At 48.0% G+C, this 18,174-nt stretch carries 18 protein-coding genes; all 18 read right to left on the bottom strand.

The features are described 5' to 3' along the window. Positions 1–40 precede the first annotated feature (40 nt). The 18 genes from dapG to rimP all read right to left on the bottom strand — a co-directional run bounded on the left by dapG (position 41) and on the right by rimP (position 18,108). Entirely contained in the window at positions 41–1,258 is a 1,218-nt protein-coding gene (gene dapG, locus ACIFQM_RS16055; protein WP_430048605.1) for an aspartate kinase, read from the bottom strand. A 36-nt stretch (positions 1,259–1,294) separates the two neighbouring features. After that, positions 1,295–2,332, bottom strand: coding sequence for an aspartate-semialdehyde dehydrogenase (locus tag ACIFQM_RS16050; protein ID WP_430048607.1), 1,038 nt, complete (start codon positions 2,330–2,332; stop codon positions 1,295–1,297). A 135-nt stretch (positions 2,333–2,467) separates the two neighbouring features. Continuing rightward, the gene (locus ACIFQM_RS16045) at positions 2,468–3,061 is read right to left on the bottom strand and encodes a dipicolinate synthase subunit B (RefSeq protein WP_430040178.1); all 594 of its coding nucleotides are present in this window, start codon (positions 3,059–3,061) and stop codon (positions 2,468–2,470) included. Beyond that, complete coding sequence (gene dpsA, locus ACIFQM_RS16040; protein WP_430048609.1) at positions 3,061–3,957, bottom strand: dipicolinate synthase subunit DpsA; 897 nt, start codon at positions 3,955–3,957, stop codon at positions 3,061–3,063. Before dpsA ends, ACIFQM_RS16045 begins: the two co-directional genes overlap by 1 nt. 222 nt (positions 3,958–4,179) lie before the next feature. Beyond that, positions 4,180–4,626, bottom strand: coding sequence for a dUTP diphosphatase (gene dut, locus ACIFQM_RS16035; protein WP_430040182.1), 447 nt, complete (start codon positions 4,624–4,626; stop codon positions 4,180–4,182). Further along, positions 4,604–5,869: a M16 family metallopeptidase gene (locus ACIFQM_RS16030; protein WP_430040184.1), complete on the bottom strand. Its 1,266-nt coding sequence runs from the start codon at positions 5,867–5,869 to the stop codon at positions 4,604–4,606. The genes dut and ACIFQM_RS16030 overlap by 23 nt, the downstream gene beginning before the upstream one ends. 66 nt (positions 5,870–5,935) lie before the next feature. Beyond that, on the bottom strand, positions 5,936–6,940 hold the full coding sequence (locus tag ACIFQM_RS16025) for a polysaccharide deacetylase family protein (RefSeq protein WP_430048612.1): 1,005 nt from the start codon (positions 6,938–6,940) through the stop codon (positions 5,936–5,938). 231 nt (positions 6,941–7,171) lie between these two features. After that, entirely contained in the window at positions 7,172–9,274 is a 2,103-nt protein-coding gene (gene pnp / locus ACIFQM_RS16020) for a polyribonucleotide nucleotidyltransferase (RefSeq protein WP_430040188.1), read from the bottom strand. Between the two features lie 245 nt (positions 9,275–9,519). Further along, a complete protein-coding gene (gene rpsO / locus ACIFQM_RS16015; RefSeq protein ID WP_014281126.1) occupies positions 9,520–9,789 on the bottom strand; it encodes a 30S ribosomal protein S15 in 270 nt (89 codons plus the stop codon). Between the two features lie 132 nt (positions 9,790–9,921). Then, positions 9,922–10,860, bottom strand: a complete 939-nt coding sequence (locus ACIFQM_RS16010) for a bifunctional riboflavin kinase/FAD synthetase (RefSeq protein ID WP_430048615.1) — start codon at positions 10,858–10,860, stop codon at positions 9,922–9,924. A gap of 57 nt (positions 10,861–10,917) precedes the next feature. Then, positions 10,918–11,853: a tRNA pseudouridine(55) synthase TruB gene (gene truB, locus ACIFQM_RS16005; RefSeq protein WP_430065765.1), complete on the bottom strand. Its 936-nt coding sequence runs from the start codon at positions 11,851–11,853 to the stop codon at positions 10,918–10,920. Beyond that, on the bottom strand, positions 11,850–12,827 hold the full coding sequence (locus ACIFQM_RS16000) for a DHH family phosphoesterase (RefSeq protein WP_430040194.1): 978 nt from the start codon (positions 12,825–12,827) through the stop codon (positions 11,850–11,852). Before ACIFQM_RS16000 ends, truB begins: the two co-directional genes overlap by 4 nt. Positions 12,828–12,879: 52 nt before the next feature. Then, a complete protein-coding gene (gene rbfA / locus ACIFQM_RS15995) occupies positions 12,880–13,230 on the bottom strand; it encodes a 30S ribosome-binding factor RbfA (RefSeq protein WP_014281122.1) in 351 nt (116 codons plus the stop codon). 20 nt (positions 13,231–13,250) lie between these two features. Next, entirely contained in the window at positions 13,251–15,806 is a 2,556-nt protein-coding gene (gene infB / locus ACIFQM_RS15990; protein ID WP_430040196.1) for a translation initiation factor IF-2, read from the bottom strand. Further along, complete coding sequence (locus tag ACIFQM_RS15985; protein ID WP_025720915.1) at positions 15,799–16,122, bottom strand: L7Ae/L30e/S12e/Gadd45 family ribosomal protein; 324 nt, start codon at positions 16,120–16,122, stop codon at positions 15,799–15,801. Before ACIFQM_RS15985 ends, infB begins: the two co-directional genes overlap by 8 nt. Further along, entirely contained in the window at positions 16,115–16,423 is a 309-nt protein-coding gene (gene rnpM / locus ACIFQM_RS15980) for an RNase P modulator RnpM (RefSeq protein ID WP_430040198.1), read from the bottom strand. The genes ACIFQM_RS15985 and rnpM overlap by 8 nt, the downstream gene beginning before the upstream one ends. Before the next feature lie 23 nt (positions 16,424–16,446). After that, the gene (nusA, locus tag ACIFQM_RS15975; protein WP_430065763.1) at positions 16,447–17,544 is read right to left on the bottom strand and encodes a transcription termination factor NusA; all 1,098 of its coding nucleotides are present in this window, start codon (positions 17,542–17,544) and stop codon (positions 16,447–16,449) included. A gap of 102 nt (positions 17,545–17,646) precedes the next feature. After that, positions 17,647–18,108 carry a ribosome maturation factor RimP gene (gene rimP / locus ACIFQM_RS15970; RefSeq protein ID WP_014281118.1) on the bottom strand — a complete coding sequence of 154 codons (462 nt, stop codon included), beginning with the start codon at positions 18,106–18,108 and terminating at the stop codon, positions 17,647–17,649. Between the last annotated feature and the right edge of the window lie 66 nt (positions 18,109–18,174).

Here is an 18,174-nt window from a genome sequence, read left to right as displayed (position 1 = left end):
CTGCCTCCTTTTTTTGCAAGTCCGAGCACGGACATTGCGCCTATTGATGGAGTTCAAATTTATTATGCAATGCGCGTACAGCCTGCACCATATCTTCTTTTTTAACGAGTACCCAAATCGTCGTGTTGGAGTCTGCCGATTGAAGAATCTGTACGTCTGAGTCTGCCAATGCCTCTACAATCGTCGCCATAATGCCAGGTACCCCATTGATACCACCGCCTATAACGGATACTTTAGCGCACCCTGCCAAAATTTTAGGCTCCAAGCCCAGACCGTTCAGTACTTCAACCGCTTTGCTTCCATCAGCATCGAACACGGTATAAACCGCCCCGGATGGAGTTACATTAATAAAATCGACGCTGATGCCATGCTCAGCCATAGATTTGAATACTTGTAATTGCAAATGCTCCGAGCCTAGCTTTAATTCTACGTTAATTTGTGTGACGTTGCCGACATACGCAATACCGGTCACGAAACGGTCAACAATGTCTGCCTGTACGTCCTTAAAGCCCTCTGGATGGGTGACCAGCGTACCTTCCCCTTCGGAAAAGGTAGAGCGAACCCGAACCGGAATATTCGCCTGCATGGCAATTTCAACAGCACGGGGGTGGATAACCTTAGCCCCCTGATGAGCCATATTACAAATCTCCGTATAGCTGACATGGGCAAGCGGTTTTGCATTTTCCACGATGCGCGGATCAGCGGTCAAGATGCCGTTCACATCCGTATATATGTCTACCACATCCGCTTGTAGAGCGGCACCCAGAGCGGTAGCGGAAGTATCGCTGCCACCACGCCCCAAGGTAGTCATATCACCGCTTACAGTTTGACCCTGGAAGCCCGTCACAATGACGACACGGCCCTGGTTCAGCTCTTCCACGATACGGTCTGGCTTTATATCCAAAATACGAGCATTGCCGTATTGATTATCCGTAATAAAGCCCGCCTGTGCCCCAGTCAGCACCGTAGCAGGAATACCTTCATTTTCCATCAGGCTGCATAATGTAGCGGCAGAAATGATTTCACCACAGCACAGCAGTAAATCGCGTTCGCGCTTAGGAAGACTGTCGCCGTTAGACGCCGCCCATTCGAGCAGCGTGTCCGTGGCATAAGGCTCTCCTTTCCGCCCCATGGCCGACACAACGACAACCAGTTGAAAATTTTGTTCCAGCTCTCGCTTCACATGTCCTAGCACCAGTTGACGCGCTTCGGGTGTGGACAGCGAGGTTCCCCCAAATTTCTGTACTAAAATACTCATCGCTCTTCCCCCATCTTATTCCCTGCTTCAGGAACCTTATTCCGCATTTGCAGCAATAATCTCCGCGATTTGCACCGCGTTCCATGCTGCTCCTTTGAGCAGGTTGTCGGATACGACCCACAGATTCAATCCACGGCTGTTGCCCAAATCACGACGTACACGTCCAACGAATACATCAGGTTTCCCTGCGGCTTCGGATGCCAGCGGATAGAGCTGCGCAGCAGGATCGTCTACCAGGGTTACTCCCGGTGTCGATGCAAGCAGATTGCGGACTTCTTCCAAATCATAATCTTTTTTAAGCTCTACATAGACGGATTCCGAGTGTCCGTATACAACAGGAATACGTACACACGTTGCTGTTACGTCTACGGATTCATCATCAAATATTTTTTTCGTTTCATGTACCATTTTCATTTCTTCCAGTGTATAGCCGTTGTCCTGGAATTTGTCGATTTGCGGGATAGCATTGAAAGCAATTTGATGCTTTACCGGCAATGAGCCGACTGGCAGCAGATCAGGCTGAACTTCTTCACCGTTAAGGATCGCAGCACTTTGACGATTTAGTTCATCAATGGCACGGCTTCCAGCCCCGGACACGGCTTGATATGTGGATACGATGATACGAGAAATGCCATACTGATCATATAATGGTTTCAAAGCAGCTACCATCTGGATGGTGGAGCAGTTCGGGTTGGCAATAATCCCTTGATGCTCGGCAATTTTATCGCTGTTCACCTCAGGAACGACAAGAGGAGCTGTAGGATCCATCCGGAAGGCGTTTGTGTTGTCAATACACACTGCGCCATGACGAACAGCATGTGGTGCCAGTTCCTTACTTACGTCTCCGCCTGCACTGAACAAGGCAATGTCGATTCCTTCAAAGCTGTCGGGGGTTGCAATCTCTACTGGAATTTGCTGACCTTTAAAGCTAATTAAAGTGCCGGCAGAACGAGGCGAAGAAAGAAATTTAATTTTATCCACAGGAAAATCACGTTTTTCCAGCAGATTTACGATTTGTTCTCCTACGGCGCCTGTCGCTCCAACGACAGCTACATTAAACTTTCTATTGCTCATCTGGTGTATCTCCCCTTCTCGACTAAAAAACCATTTTTTTATTCTGAAAGCATCCACCGCCAACAAGAAATTAGACCCGATGCATCATCGAATCATCTTCTAGGCGAGGGATGCTCAGCAGTTAACTATAGTACTTCATGGAGTCTTGCGTTCCACAATCATCGGTTGAAGCTGTTTGCCATGCATAGCAGCGTAAGCGGCTTCTGGAATCAACTCCATGTCAGCCACAAGTGAATTGGGCTTTTTAACTGGATTGTCCTGTCCGAACGGCACAAAAAATATATTTTTGGCTACCAGCAACTTGGCGATATTCGCAGCATTCAAGCCAAGCCCATCATTGGTTGATATGGCCAAAAGAAGTGGACGACCGTTGCGCAATTGCGCCTTGGCGGCCATCAGAACCGGACTGTCTGTCATGGCATTCGCCAGCTTACTCATCGAATTCCCCGTCAAGGGTGCAATCACCAGTACATCGAGTATTTGGGAGGGACCCAGTGGCTCAGCCTCCACAATTGTAGAAATGATATCATTCCCTGTTATATCTTTCAACTGTTTTTGCCAACTTTGCGAAGTACCGAAGCGGGTATCCGTTGTTAATACCGTACTGGATATAATGGGAACGACCTTCGCGCCCTCGTCAACAAAACGCTGTATAACAGGCATGACCTCTTCAAATGTGCAGTGTGAACCTGTAATTGCATAACCTATCGTTTTCCCTTGCCAACTCATTACGCATCACCCCGATCAGGATTATCTTCCATTAACAACTGCACCAAAGTATTCGCTATAATGGCACCAGCAGTTTTGGGAGCGACAATACCAGGAAGTCCGGGGGCGAGCATGGCCGTGATTCCACGCTTTTCTGCAAAACGGAAATCACATCCGCCCGGGGCGGAAGCAAGGTCAATAATCACGGTAGCCTGTTGCAATTTAGACAGGATTTGCGCTGTGATAATCATAGAGGGTATCGTATTAAAAATCAAGTCAACTCCCTGAGTCTCATCCGCCAAATCCCTTGTCATGAAAGGCTTCCATCCCATTTCCACCGCTCTCGCCGCATCCTCTGCTCTACGTACCCCGACCTTCACTCTGGCTCCCAATCCTTGTAGCGCCCTTGCCATGGTAAATCCAGTCCGTCCCATGCCCAGAACCATACAATTTGCACCATGAATTGTAAAATCCGTATGCTGAATCGCCATCATCAGTGCGCCTTCCGCCGTAGGTATCGAGTTATATATGGCCACATCGTCTCTTTCCAGCAACTCCACCAGCTTTAAATCATGTCTGGAACAAATTTCTTTTAAGTACGTCCGCGCCATCCCCGTATATACGACGCAGTGCGGCGGAAGAGCAGCGGCGTGCTCATTCAGAAACTGCAGCTTTTGCGCTCCGAAAAGTGCATTCACATTGCCTCCCTCATCGCATCCTACAACGGGCAGCACAAGCGCATCTGCCGATTCCAGCAGCTTGACAGACAATGGCTCCCGTGATGCTCCTCTGAGCGGCTCTTCAAGCTGGTCAAAGCCGACTAGGCTGACGGTAGCATCCATGTCTATACATTTTCGGATTACCTCAAGCTGTCTCGCATCGCCACCCAATACAACGATGCGTATTCCTGTTAGCATCCGGATCACTCCTTTCCGAGACACGATATGCTTTTAGTCTATGCAACCACCTATAGATAGGTGAAGAAACACAAAAAAACCGCCCCTTTTTCGGGACGGCTTTTTGTGTGTATTTATATTCATATGCTATTCATGCTCTAGCTTAAAAACGCAATTCAGTTACATTCTCCAAAATGCCGATTAAAGCCGTGACTTTTCAGTCGCTTGAAGGAAACTGTAGACTCAGCGTCCTGTATGACCGAAGCCTCCAGCACCACGCACTGTTTCAGACAAACGGTCTACCTGCTTCAACTCTACCTCAGGCACAGTCTGAAATACCATTTGTGCAATTCGCTCATTACGTGTAATGGTAAATGGTTCCTCGCCCAAATTAATAAGCAATACCTTAATCTCCCCACGATAATCCGCATCAATTGTGCCCGGTGTGTTGAGACAGGTAATACCATGCTTGAGAGCCAGTCCGCTACGCGGACGGATTTGTGCCTCCAGCCCTGCCGGCATCGCTATAGCCAATCCAGTTGGAACAAGACAACGCTTGCCGGGCTCCAATAATAAATCTTCCTGTACCGCAGCATACAGGTCAAACCCGGATGCAAGCTCTGACATTTTACGGGGCAGCTCAATATCCTCATTGCCCCCAAGTCTGTTAATTTCTACGTAAGTTAACAAAATAGTCCCTCCTCATATCCTTAACCGCTGAATCGCTCGTTCCGACCATCGATAGGGCAATCGGCTCCGAGAACATCCGGTCCAGTACCTTGTTCACATCATCAGCTGTCACTTGCTCAATATGCTCAATCATTTGATCCAGCGTGTAATGCCTACCTAGCATCAATTCATTTTTCCCAAGACGATTCATCCGACTTCCTGTGCCCTCAAGGCTTAATATCAAGCTTCCTTTTAACTGCTCCTTGCCTTTACGAAGCTCGTTATCATCCAGTCCCTTGACAGCCACATCCTGCAACAGCTCAAGTGTCAGATCCAGCACGTCCTTCGTCTGCTTGGGAGCCGTACCGGCATAAATGGTGAACATACCACTGTCCGCATGGGAGCTATGGTAGGAATAGACCGAATAAGCCAGCCCGCGCTTTTCCCGAATTTCCTGAAACAGACGTGAGCTCATACCGCCACCGATCGCGTTGTTCAGCAATACCATAGCATACTGGAGATCGTCACCCGTTGCAAATCCAGGCAGTGACAAGCAAATATGATTCTGCTCCGTTGCCTTTTCATGATACAGCAGCTCACCGTTAAACACAGGCGCCGTCAGGGGCGAAGCAGTTCCATGGTTATCAAAGTGCCCAAAGTGACGCTCCAATAGCTCTACCAGACTATCATCAATATTACCAGCCACACTGATAACCGTATTGTCGATGGTATAGTGTTCTTTCATATAATCGCTGAGATGGGAGCTGTTCATAGCTAATAAATGCTTTTCGGTACCAAGAATGGGGTAAGCCAACGGATGGCCGCCATAAGCGGCCCGAGATAAGAGATCATGTACCATATCGTCCGGTGTGTCCTCGTACATGGAGATTTCCTCCAGGATCACGTTCTTCTCTTTTGCCAGCTCTTCATGATCTAATTTAGAATTAAAAAACATATCGGACAGTACATCAACCGCAATCGGCAGATGCTCATCCAGCACTTTTGCATAATAGCACGTGTATTCCTTCGAAGTGAATGCATTAACATTCCCTCCGATGGCGTCAAATTGCTCGGCAATTTCCTTCGCGTCGAAACGCTCTGTTCCTTTGAAAAGCATGTGTTCAATAAAATGAGAAATACCGCTATTGTCCGGGGTTTCATTTCGGGAGCCGGTTTTAACCCAGATGCCGAAAGAAACGGAACGCACGGTTGGAATTTTTTCAATGACCACTCTTAGGCCGTTTTTGAGTTGAATTCTTTCCACGATTGGCCCTCCTAAACTGAATTGCAAACTTTGCCATAATGTTCAATCCTAACAGAAAAAAGACGTTCACTCAACCGGAGCAGGTAGCTGCCGATCAGGGGAAAGCGTCTGACTGACGGTTCCGGGCACCAGTCCCTTGCTGCGAATGGCATGAATCATGCCTTTGAGAGCCGCCGATGAAGAATCTGTCGGATGCATCAAAATCAGTGATCCCGATTCGACCTTGCTACTGATTTTAGCAATTAAAGATTCCGGCGAAGGATGTCTCCAGTCCACTGTATCCAGTGTCCACAGCACTGTTTTAAGCCCAAGACCTGCTGCTAAATCAACTGTTTCCTGATTAAAATCGCCCGACGGCGGGGCAAACCAGCTGCTTTTCACACCTAAAATATCCTGAAGAAGCACTTGCGTCTTCTCTATTTCCTGTGTAGCTCTTTCCCTGCTCAGACGGCTCATATTGGGATGGGAGTAAGCATGGTTCGAAAGCTCATGTCCTCTTTTTTGAATCTCTTTTGCGAGTTCAGGATTTTTTTTCAGCCAGCTACCATCGAAAAAAAACGTAACCTTGACCTTTTCCTGATCCAGCGTGTCCAGTATAGGCACGATATACTCGTTTCCCCAAGCCACATTGATCATGAAAGAAACCATCGGCTTTTCTGGATTTCCCCGGAAAATCGGGAAATTGCCGAGCTGGTTCAAATGTATCTTGGGCGCAAGCTGTCGATACACATATTGTATGGGTCGGTCTGGAGCCGCAATTGCCTTACGATAAGTAGCGTCCAGGTCAACCTCCAAGCCGTTATAGCCAGGAATAGCCTTCCACACACGGTCAATTTTGGCATCAACCGGCTCTCTTCTTTGCCGGGCAGCATATGATCGCAGTCGCTGCATGAGTGCATTATCAGGTAAAGCCGCGATCGCCATCGTTGTTGCAACCTCGGGCTCACTCGTTTCCGTGCTGTGTCCGGCGCGTAGTTGACTCACATACTCACGTACCCCACTAAACTGCCCAATCACCAGCGTAATGACCAGACTGGATACAACCCACGCTGCTCTCTTTGCCTTTCTCATGATCCCTTCATCCTCCCGCCCGTTTGTCCACATTGTATGCGGGGAGGACAAGAACTATGACGTAGCAGGCCCCTGAAAGCCCACTTCGACACTGCTAATGCATATGTATGAAAAAAGAGCCAGAAACGTAGCTCTGCCTCTTTCCAAAAGCTTAAAAGATGCTATTCAAATATCAAATATTCTGTAAAAACGAACAACACTCCTGTTATAGTGATCCGCTGTACGCAGGTATTAGGATTTTGCAGGATCTTCAGCCGTCAGAACCGCTTTGCGGGATAAATTGACACGGCCTTGTTGATCAATTTCGGTTACTTTCACCGTAATCGTATCTCCAATAGCAACTACATCCTCAACTTTGGCTACACGTTCAGTAGACAGTTGGGAAATATGAACCAGACCGTCCTTGCCCGGTAAAATTTCGACGAATGCACCGAATTTTTCAATCCGCTTCACTGTGCCAATGTAAATCTCTCCGATCACGACTTCTTTCACGATACCTTCAATAATGGAACGTGCCTTTTCATTCATCTCTTGGTTTGTGGAAGCGATGAATACACGACCATCTTGTTCGATATCAATTTTTACGCCGGTTTCTTCGATGATTTTGTTAATGATTTTACCACCCGCACCAATAACATCCCGGATTTTATCCGGGTTAATGTGCATCGTCATAATTTTCGGCGCATACTGTGACAATTGCTCACGCGGCGTCTGGATGGCTTCCATCATTTTGCTAAGAATGAACAGACGTCCTTCTCTAGCTTGATTGAGTGCGTCCTGCAAAATGTTACGATCAATACCGTTAATTTTGATATCCATTTGAATAGCAGTTACGCCTTCTGCTGTACCAGCCACTTTAAAGTCCATGTCGCCCAAGTGATCTTCCATACCCTGGATATCGGTCAACACGGAAACATGCTCCCCGTCCTTGATCAATCCCATCGCTACACCTGCAACCGGAGCCTTGATCGGTACACCCGCATCCATCATAGCCAGTGTGCTTGCGCAGATACTAGCCTGGGAAGTCGAGCCATTCGATTCCAGCACCTCGGAAACAAGACGAATCGTATATGGAAATTCTGTTTCTGAAGGAATGACTTTGGAAAGCGCACGCTCACCAAGAGCACCATGTCCAATTTCACGACGACCCGGTGCACGCAAAGGACGAGCCTCGCCTACACTGAATGGAGGGAAATTGTAATGATGCATGAAACGCTTCGTTTCTTCCAGATCAATACCGTCCAAAATTTGCACATCACCCAATGCGCCAAGTGTACAAACGCTAAGCGCTTGCGTTTGACCGCGTGTGAACAAGCCCGAGCCATGCGTACGCGGCAAAATGCTCGTATCGCTTTCGATCGGACGAATTTCGTCAAGCTTACGACCGTCAGGACGCACTTTATCATGCGTAATCAGACGACGGACTTCTTCTTTAACGATATCATAGAGAACTTCGCTCACGTCTTTCAAAAGCTCAGGCGTCTCTATGTATTGTGCTTCAAAATGTGCAACCGTCTCTTCGTTGGCAGCATCAATCGCCTCTTGACGGGCATGTTTTTCTACAATTTTGACGGCTTCCACCAAACGTTCAGCTGCATAAGCACGAACTTCGCTGTTCACTTTTTCATCGACAGCATGCAGTTTAACCTGCATTTTCTCTTTACCTGCCACTTGAACCAGTTGCTCAATGACTGCCACAATGTTCTTGATCTCGTCATGGCCAAACATGATAGCTTCCAGCATGACTTCTTCCGGAATTTCGTTACCTTCCGCTTCTACCATCATGATAGCATCTTTTGTTCCGGCTACAACCAGGTACAGATCGCTTGCATCCTGCTGCGCAATGTCCGGGTTAATCACGAATTGTCCGTCCACACGACCTACAGCAACTCCGCCAATCGGTCCGTTAAAAGGCACGTCCGAAATACTAAGCGCTGCCGAGGTTCCGATCATCGCTGCAATTTCCGGCTCACAATCCTGATCGACACTCATCACGAGGTTTAATACCTGTACATCATTCCGGAAGCCTTCCGGGAACAATGGGCGAATCGGACGGTCTGTCAGGCGGCTGGACAAAATCGCTTTTTGACTTGGGCGTCCTTCCCGTTTAATAAATCCGCCTGGGATTTTCCCCACAGCATATAATCTTTCTTCATAATTCACCGTCAGCGGAAAAAAGTCCAAATCTTTCGGCGCATTGGAAGCGGTCACGGTACAGAGAACAACCGTTTCGCCATAGCTTACTTTAACTGCGGCATTGGCCTGTTTCGCAAGACGTCCTGTTTCCAGCACCAGCTTTCTTCCGCCGAGCTGCATTTCCACACGTTGCTCCATGGTATCCCTCCATTTCATTCCATAGTAAAAGTTCTATACATATCCAGTATTTCCTAGACAGGCCTGATTCATAAGAAGCCCTATGCATTATAAGCACCAGAACCTTACTAGACTCGCACTTCTAAAGGATCTGTACGTCAAAAAAATTCCTTACTTCAAAAAAGAACCCGGCTGCTGTCCGCCGTCGCCTTAGCAGGGACAAGCGGTGAACAACCAGGCTTCTTTTCTCATTACATGTCTGAAAATTAACGACGCAGTCCGAGACGCTCGATCAACGCACTGTAACGTCTAACATCAGTCTTCTTCAGGTAAGCCAAAAGTTTACGACGCTGACCGACCATTTTCAACAACCCGCGGCGGGAGTGATGGTCTTTCTTATGCGAACGAAAGTGGCTTTGCAAGTTAACGATGTTTTCAGTAAGGATAGCGATTTGTACCTCTGCAGATCCTGTATCGGATTCATGAGTTTTGTACTCCTCGATCAATTGCTGTTTACGCTCTTGAGTCAATGCCATCCTGTTCACCTCCTTCATTATAATCGCCATTAGCCTCGTAGTCGCTGGTGAAAGCGGACAACCAAGCCAAGGTTCATCGTTGTTTACACAACATAAGTCAGTATAACACAGCGCCTGTCTTATGTAAATAAATTAGCCTAACAGCTTTTTAGCCGTTTGTGCGTCGTTGCCGATCTGGGTAATCAGCTCGTCCACTGAAGAGAATTTGCGTTCAGGACGGATATAATGATGAAGCTCAACCAGCACAGGCTCGCCATAAATCTGCTGGTCAAAATCAAACAGATGAACCTCAAACGACGGATTCAGCACACCTTCATGAAAAGTAGGCTTAACCCCTACATTCATTACCCCGCTTCTCCAACACTCACCCACCAATGCCCGTACAGCATATACGCCATTGACTGGAATTACGTAAGTATCATCCAGCTTGAGATTGGCTGTTGGGAAGCCAATGGTGCGTCCACGCTTCTCTCCATCCACTACGGTGCCCCGAATGTGGTAAGAGCGTCCCAGCCAGCGAGAGGCATGCGTTAAATCCCCTGTCTGCAAGGCACGGCGGATGCTGGAGCTGCTCACTTTTTCCCCATCCAGCTCGAATGGCGGTACGGTGTGGACGGACATACGTTCTCCTCCCAGTTCCCGAAGTGTATGCTCATGTCCGACTCCCCGGTAGCCAAACCGGAAATCAAAGCCCACTACTGCCGTTTGAATCTGCAGTGGAAGCAAGATGTCCGTGATGAACGCCTCAGGGCTGACTTTGGAAAAGTCCTCGTCAAATCTCAAAATATAAAGTACGTCCACACCCATATCGGCCAAGATATCCTGCTTGTCCACAAGCGGGGTCAAATAGCCTTCATAGTCGCCTTTTTTCATGACTTCCTTTGGGTGAGGATGAAATGTCATAACAGATACCGGCACTTCCTGTTCCCGAGCCAGCTCGACAGCCTTGCGTATGACACTTGCGTGTCCGAGATGAAGACCGTCGAACTGACCGATCGCCGTGACCTGTGAACGTCCCCATTGGTGCAAAAGCTCATCGCTCAATGGATAAGATAACGATACGGTAATCATATTATTTCACCTGCATTTCACATCATTTGACTAACTTCGTCAAAATTATAGCACAATTCAAGGTAAAAAAACTTTAATTGGCGCGATAGCCCCTGATTCATCCCGTCCATATACGCCCAAAAACGTTCGATCCTCTTTATACAACCGGAATGGCTGGCTGTCCGTCACAGGCGGAGAAATCATGCTCAGCGACAAGCGCTGACCTTGGAGAGCGGCAGCGACCTTCACTTCGGTCACCGTATGATCAGGCATATAGTCAATGGCCTCATCAGTGGCAATAAGCCGCTCACCCAGGCTGCCATCCGCTACGTAGCGTTCAATTTCTTCGAATGTTAAACAACGATCCCCAGGAATCCCCGCAGACATGGTTCGTTCCAGCTTGACCATCGTCGAAGGATATCCCAATTCGCGGCCGATATCGACGCAGAGCGTACGGATATAAGTTCCTTTGGAGCATAATGCACGAAAAGAAATATCCACATATGATCCCGTCTCCGCGAATCCCGTCATTTCCAGCTCGTAAATAGTCACTTCACGGCTTTTACGCTCTACGGTCTTGCCTTCTCGGGCCAGCTCGTATAGACGTTTGCCATCCACTTTGAGGGCCGAGTACATTGGCGGCACTTGGGAAATCGTACCGACAAAACGTTCCAGAACCGCTTTGGCTTCCTCTTCTGTTACCTCTACTGGATGGTCACACTTCTCGGTAATCGTACCCGTAAGGTCCTCTGTATCCGTGGCAAGTCCCAAGCGTAATGTTGCATGGTATTCCTTAGGTAGCTCCTGCATGTATTCAACTACCCGGGTAGCACGTCCCAGACACAATGGCAGCACGCCCGTCACCTGAGGATCAAGTGTTCCGGTATGTCCGATTCGCTTCATTCCCAGCAAACGGCGAGTCTTGGCCACCACATCATGAGAGGTGAATCCAGCGGGTTTATAGACGGGTAGCACGCCTTCCCAAGTTGCTTGTTCCTGCTTCATCGGTTTCATAGCTCGGCCTTCACCCGCCCTACAACGACCTCAATAATATCCTCCAGCTTACCCTCCAGACGACAACCTGCAGCACGTACGTGTCCCCCGCCCCCAAACGATTGAGCAAGCGCAGCTACGTTAACGTTACCTGCCGATCTCAGACTGGCTTTGACCGCTTGATCACTAGTCACTTTAAAGAAAATGCCTACTTCAACGCCACGAATATTTCTCGGATAATTGACGATACCTTCCAAATCCTCATTAACAGCTCCGCATTCCTTCATATCGTCAGGGGTTACAACCACCCAGGCGATTTTACCATCCTCCGAAGTCTCGAGCGTTTGCAATGCTTTGGTCAGGACCTTCATTTGCGGGAATGTCATTTCTTCCAGCAGGATCTCGGATAGATAGGGACCGTCTACACCATAGGCAAGCAGCTGTGACACTGTAGACATGACTTTAGGCGAAGTGTTCGAATACCTGAAGCCTCCTGTGTCCGTCAGCAGTCCGGTATATACAGCCGTCGCCACTTCAACGTCCCAGTTGATCGCAAACTTTTCCAGTAGATCAAAAAGAATTTCTGCCGTTGCCGCAGCATCCGACTTAATCACATTAACTGTTCCATACGCATCATTCGTCGGATGATGATCAATATTCAAAATGATGGCATCTTCCGCAAAAAACTGCTCTGTTAGACCAACACGACGAAAATCTGCACAATCCACACAAATAATCCGGTTGTATTTCCGTTCCGGCGGTTGCTGGCTCATATCCATAATCTCATCGGCATGCCATAAAAAATCCATGCGTTTGGGGATAGCTCCCTCATTCAGCATGGTAAATTTCTTCCCCAGACATGAGAGAAGCCAGCCCACCGTTACGGTGGAGCTGACTGCGTCTCCGTCCGGCTGTACATGCGATACGATCAGGTAATCATCATGCTCCAGAATAAATTCCTTCGCTTGTTGAAGCGCCTGTTCATAGGTATGCATTGCCGTCTCCTTTACATTCAGTTCATGGTTCCTTCGGATAAACTAGCTCTTGCTATTTTTCATCCTTATCGATATCACTTAGCAGCTTTTCAATCCGGCTGCCATAAGCGATAGATTCGTCAATTTTGAAAATCAGCTCAGGAATATGGCGCAGCCGTATCCGTTTGCCAAGTTCGGAACGAAGATAACCGTTCGCTTTGTCCAATGCTTTCAGGGAAGAAGTTTTTTGCTCCTCATCCCCAAGCACGCTCAAGTAAATTTTCGCTTGGGACAAATCGTTTGTCAGATCGACACCTGTTACCGTAATAAAACCGATACGGGGATCTTTTAATTCAGTTTGGATGAGTTGGCTCAGCTCTTTCTTAATCTGCTCGCCAACCCGACCTGTACGTATTTTAGCCATGGATGCTCACCTCTCTGCCGTTAGCGCTCCACTGTTTCCATGACGAACGCTTCAATAATGTCGAGTTCCTTAACATCATTATAGCCATCAAGGGTAATACCGCATTCGTAACCTTGGGCAACTTCTTTTGCGTCGTCCTTAAAGCGTTTCAGTGAGTCGATTTTACCTTCAAAAATAACAATGCCATCACGTATCAGACGCGCTTCTGCTGAACGGGCAATTTTACCGGACGTTACCATACAACCGGCAATCGTACCGACCTTAGTGACCTTAAACACGTTACGAACTTCAGCATGCCCAATCACATTTTCTTTATATTCAGGATCCAGCATGCCTTTCATAGCTTGCTCGATTTCTTCAATGACATTGTAAATGACGCGGTGCAGACGAATATCCACTTTTTCTGCTTCAGCTGTAGATTTGGCCTGATTATCAGGACGAACGTTAAAACCAATCACAATGGCATTGGAAGCCGCAGCCAAAATAATATCGGATTCGGTAATTGCACCTGCACCGCTGTGAAGAATTTTAACGCGTACACCTTCAACTTCAATCTTGTTCAAGGAACCTTTCAGCGCTTCGACGGAACCTTGCACATCACCCTTGATAATGACGTTCAGATCTTTCATCTCGCCATCCTTGATGTGCTGGAACAGGTCATCCAACGTTACGCGGGTGTTGCTGCCCAGATCGGACTGACGTTGCGTAATCGAACGTCTGTCAGCGATTGCACGAGCTTTGCGCTCATCCTCGAACACCATGAACGGATCGCCAGCAAGTGGAACTTCTGTCAAACCAGTGATTTCAACTGGTGTGGAAGGACCAGCTTCCTTGAGACGGCGGCCTTTGTCATTGACCATGGCACGTACACGTCCGAAACAGTTACCTGCTACGAAAGCATCGCCGACTTTCAGTGTACCATTCTGAACGAGGATACGGGCTACGGAACCGCGACCTTTGTCCAGTTCAGCTTCAATGATCGTACCACGTGCCCGTTTATCCGGGTTCGCTTTGTATTCATTTACTTCAGCTACGAGCAGAATCATTTCGAGCAGATCCTCAAGACCCATTCTCTGTTTCGCAGAAACGTTGACAAAGATCGTATCGCCGCCCCACTCTTCAGGAACCAATTCATACTCAGTCAATTCTTGCTTTACTTTATCCGGATTCGCATCCGGCTTGTCGATCTTATTCACAGCCACGATGATCGGCAGACCAGCTGCCTTCGCATGGTTGATGGCTTCAACTGTCTGTGGCATAACACCGTCATCAGCTGCAACAACAATGATCGTCATATCCGTAACTTGAGCACCACGGGCACGCATTGCCGTAAACGCTTCGTGACCTGGTGTATCCAGGAAAGTGATTTTTTTGCTGTTGATTTCAACTTGGTACGCACCGATATGCTGTGTAATACCACCAGCTTCGCCACCCGTTACATTAGTGGAGCGAATAGCATCCAACAATGTTGTTTTACCATGATCGACGTGACCCATAATCGTAACAACGGGAGGACGTGCTTTCAGTAGGTCTGGATCATCGTTTTCTTCCACTGTTTCAAAGCGATCCTCTTCGACCGGAATTTTCACTTCTACTTCTACACCAAAATCTCCGGCAAGCAGAAGGATAGTATCCATATCCAGTTCCTGGTTAATGGTCGCCATCGTTCCAAGCGTGATCAGCTTTTTGATAACTTCCGATGCATCCTTGTGGAGAAGCTTCGCTGTTTCGCCTACTGTCATCTCACCACGCACAATGATTTTCTTAGGCGTGTTGTCGATTTTCTCGCGGCGCTCCTGTTGTTGACCTCTGCCACGATTATTGAATTTCCCACCACGATTGCTACCACCGCGGTTATTGCCACCACGACCACCGTTACCGCCGCGTCCTCCTCCTTGACGGTTATCGTCAAAACGACCTTGACCAGAACGATTACCGCCATTATTGGAGTTGCTGCCTGTACGATTGCCACCACCGCTACGATTCGCATTGCTACTTCCCGTGGATGAAGCCGTTCTTACTGCCGTACCACCTTGATTGCTCCCTTGTGGACGAGAGTTAGTGCTTTGGCTACCTTGAGGACGCGAAGCCGTGTTAGTGCTCGGGCGCTGTTGTCCTCCCTGTTGCTGGCCGCCACTACGATTCTGGCTACCTTGCTGTCCACTTGGTCTACTTGTACTCTGACTGCGGTTTTGACCGCCCTGTTGACTGCCTTGCGCTTTTGGAGCGCTGCTTCGGTTACTGTTTTGGTTGTTGTTTGTCCTATTCATACTTACCTGCTTTTCCTGTTGATTTTTGGTTTGCTCAGTTGATTGATCACTATTCTGACTTGAACCGGCCTGGTTCGAGCTTACTTGCGCCGTGCCTGCTCCGCCTTGCTTGGCCGCAGCATTGGATTTAATATCCTTAAAAAAACTTTCCACTTTACCCACAGCATCGTGTTCCATGACGCTCATATGGTTGTTCACGGGAATATCCAGCCGTTTAAGAATGGTGATAATTTCTTTGCTGCTCATGTTCAACGATTTGGCGTATTCGTATACCCGAACTTTGTCTTTGCTTTCTTGTTTACTCAATATACTCCACCTCCGACATTATCCCCGCATGTTTCTTGATCAATTTCGCGAATCCTTGATCCGTCACAGCCAGCACAACCCGTTCAGGCTTGCCGATGCTGCTTCCCAAGCTTTCCCGGTCAAATCCTATCAATAAGGGGATTTTGTACGTCCCGCATTTGTCGCGGAATTTCTTTTGAGTATTCATTGAAGCATCTTTCGCAAGAATGACCAGCTTGGCTTCTGAAGACCTGATCGCTTTAAAAACGATCTCATCACCTGTTAGCAGCTTGCCAGCTCTCATGGCAAGGCCCAATCCAGACAGCGCCTTATTCATCCTGCACGCTGCCTTGTGCCGCCAGGAATTCTTCCTCGACGGCAGCAAAATCACGACTTAGCTGCTCATAAATATCAGAATGAACCGAGTGCTTCAATGCCCGATCCAGTGCCTTGCTTTTTTGAGCAAGCTTGAAGCAGGCGGCTTTGCCGCACAAGTAAGCACCGCGTCCCGACTTTTTGCCAGTCAAGTCAATCAGCACTTCGTCTTCAGGGGTTTTGACGACACGGATCAACTGCTTCTTAGGCATCATTTCATGACAGGCCACACACTTGCGCAAAGGTATCTTTCTTTGTTTCATGCATTAATCCCCCTACACTCCGTTTAATCTACAGAAACGGAATCCTGATGCATTTCATCGGTGGATGTTCTCGGTCTACCGAGTTCTTCCTCCGCCTGCGTTTCGCTCTTGATATCAATTTTCCAGCCAGTAAGCTTGGCAGCAAGGCGGGCATTTTGCCCTTTGATACCAATGGCCAGAGAAAGCTGATAATCCGGCACGATGACACGCGCCATTTTTTCTTCTTCAAACACCTGCACCTCAAGCACCTTGGACGGGCTCAGTGCATTAGCCACATACTCGTCAACATTATCGGAATAACGCACAATGTCGATTTTTTCACCACGCAACTCATTCACAATCGTCTGCACCCGCGTTCCTCTCGGTCCTACACAAGAACCGACCGGATCTACCTCGACATTGCGGGAATGAACTGCGATTTTAGAACGGAAGCCTGCTTCACGCGCTACAGAACGAATCTCAACGACACCGTCAAAAATTTCCGGCACCTCGAGTTCGAACAAACGCTTAAGCAGACCTGGATGTGAGCGGGACAACATGATTTGCGGCCCTTTGGTCGTATTCTCTACCTTGGTAATATAAGCCTTAATCCGGTCCAAATGGCTGAATTTCTCATTAGGCATCAACTCGCCCAACGGGAGAACCGCCTCCACCTTACCCAGGTCAATATAAATATTACGCGGGTCCTGACGTTGTACGGTCCCTGTTACAATATCCTCTTCCTTGTCCACAAACTTGTTGTAGATCAATCCGCGCTCTGCTTCACGAATACGTTGGGTTACGACCTGCTTCGCTGTTTGTGCGGCAATGCGTCCAAAATCACGAGGAGTAACTTCAATCTCAGCAATATCCTCCAGCTGAAAATACGGGTTAATCTCACGAGCCGCTGGCAGCGAAATCTCGGTGCGAGGATCCAATACCTCCTCAACGATCAGCTTGCGCGCATATACCTTAATAACACCCGAGTTGCGGTTCATATCGACACGCACGTTTTGTGCGGTGTTGAAATTCCGTTTGTAGCTGGAAATCAAGGCTGCTTCAATGGCCTCAAACAGCACATCCTTGCTGATCCCCTTTTCCCGTTCCAACTCGTTCATTGCTTCAATAAAATCCATACTCATGGATTACTGCTCCCCCTTTCAAATGATGCACCTGCGTCCTGGTCGGCACACGAGGCAAAAAAAACATGAAGTACATGTCAAACAGCAACGGTCAAATCCGAATTAAAATATGATCGCGAGCCTAGCTCCAGCCACCTTGTCATAAGGTATAGCATGCTTCTTTTGTCCGCTCTGAACGGTAAGTTCCCCATCTTCAAAAGAGAGCAAACGACCTTCAAATTCCTTCAGGCCGTTGATCGGCTCGTATGTAGTAACGAATACATTTTTGCCTACCGCTTTGGTTACGTCTTCCGCTTTTTTCAGCGGTCTTTCAGCGCCTGGTGAAGACACTTCCAGAAAATACGCTGTAGAAACAGGGTCATTTTCGTCCAGCTTTTGACCCAGGTATTCACTGATCATACTACAGTCGTCCAGATCAATTCCCCCGTCTTTGTCTACAAAAACGCGAAGAAACCAATTGCTGCCCTCTTTGACATACTCGACATCAACCAGTTCAAAACCATGCTCATCGAGGTAAGGTTGGGCCATTTCTTCTACTACTGACTTGATCTTTGGTGTGCTCAAAGATTATAACCTCCAAAAGTAAACTTTCCTGTGGTGAAAAAGAGACGCCCCATTGCCATGGACAAT

This window comes from Paenibacillus sp. NRS-1782, from assembly GCF_050467685.1.
GTDB classification, from domain to species: Bacteria; Bacillota; Bacilli; order Paenibacillales; family Paenibacillaceae; genus Paenibacillus; species Paenibacillus terrae_A.
The sequence above is the reverse complement of the archived record's forward strand: the minus strand, read 5'-3'. Positions and strand labels throughout refer to the sequence as shown.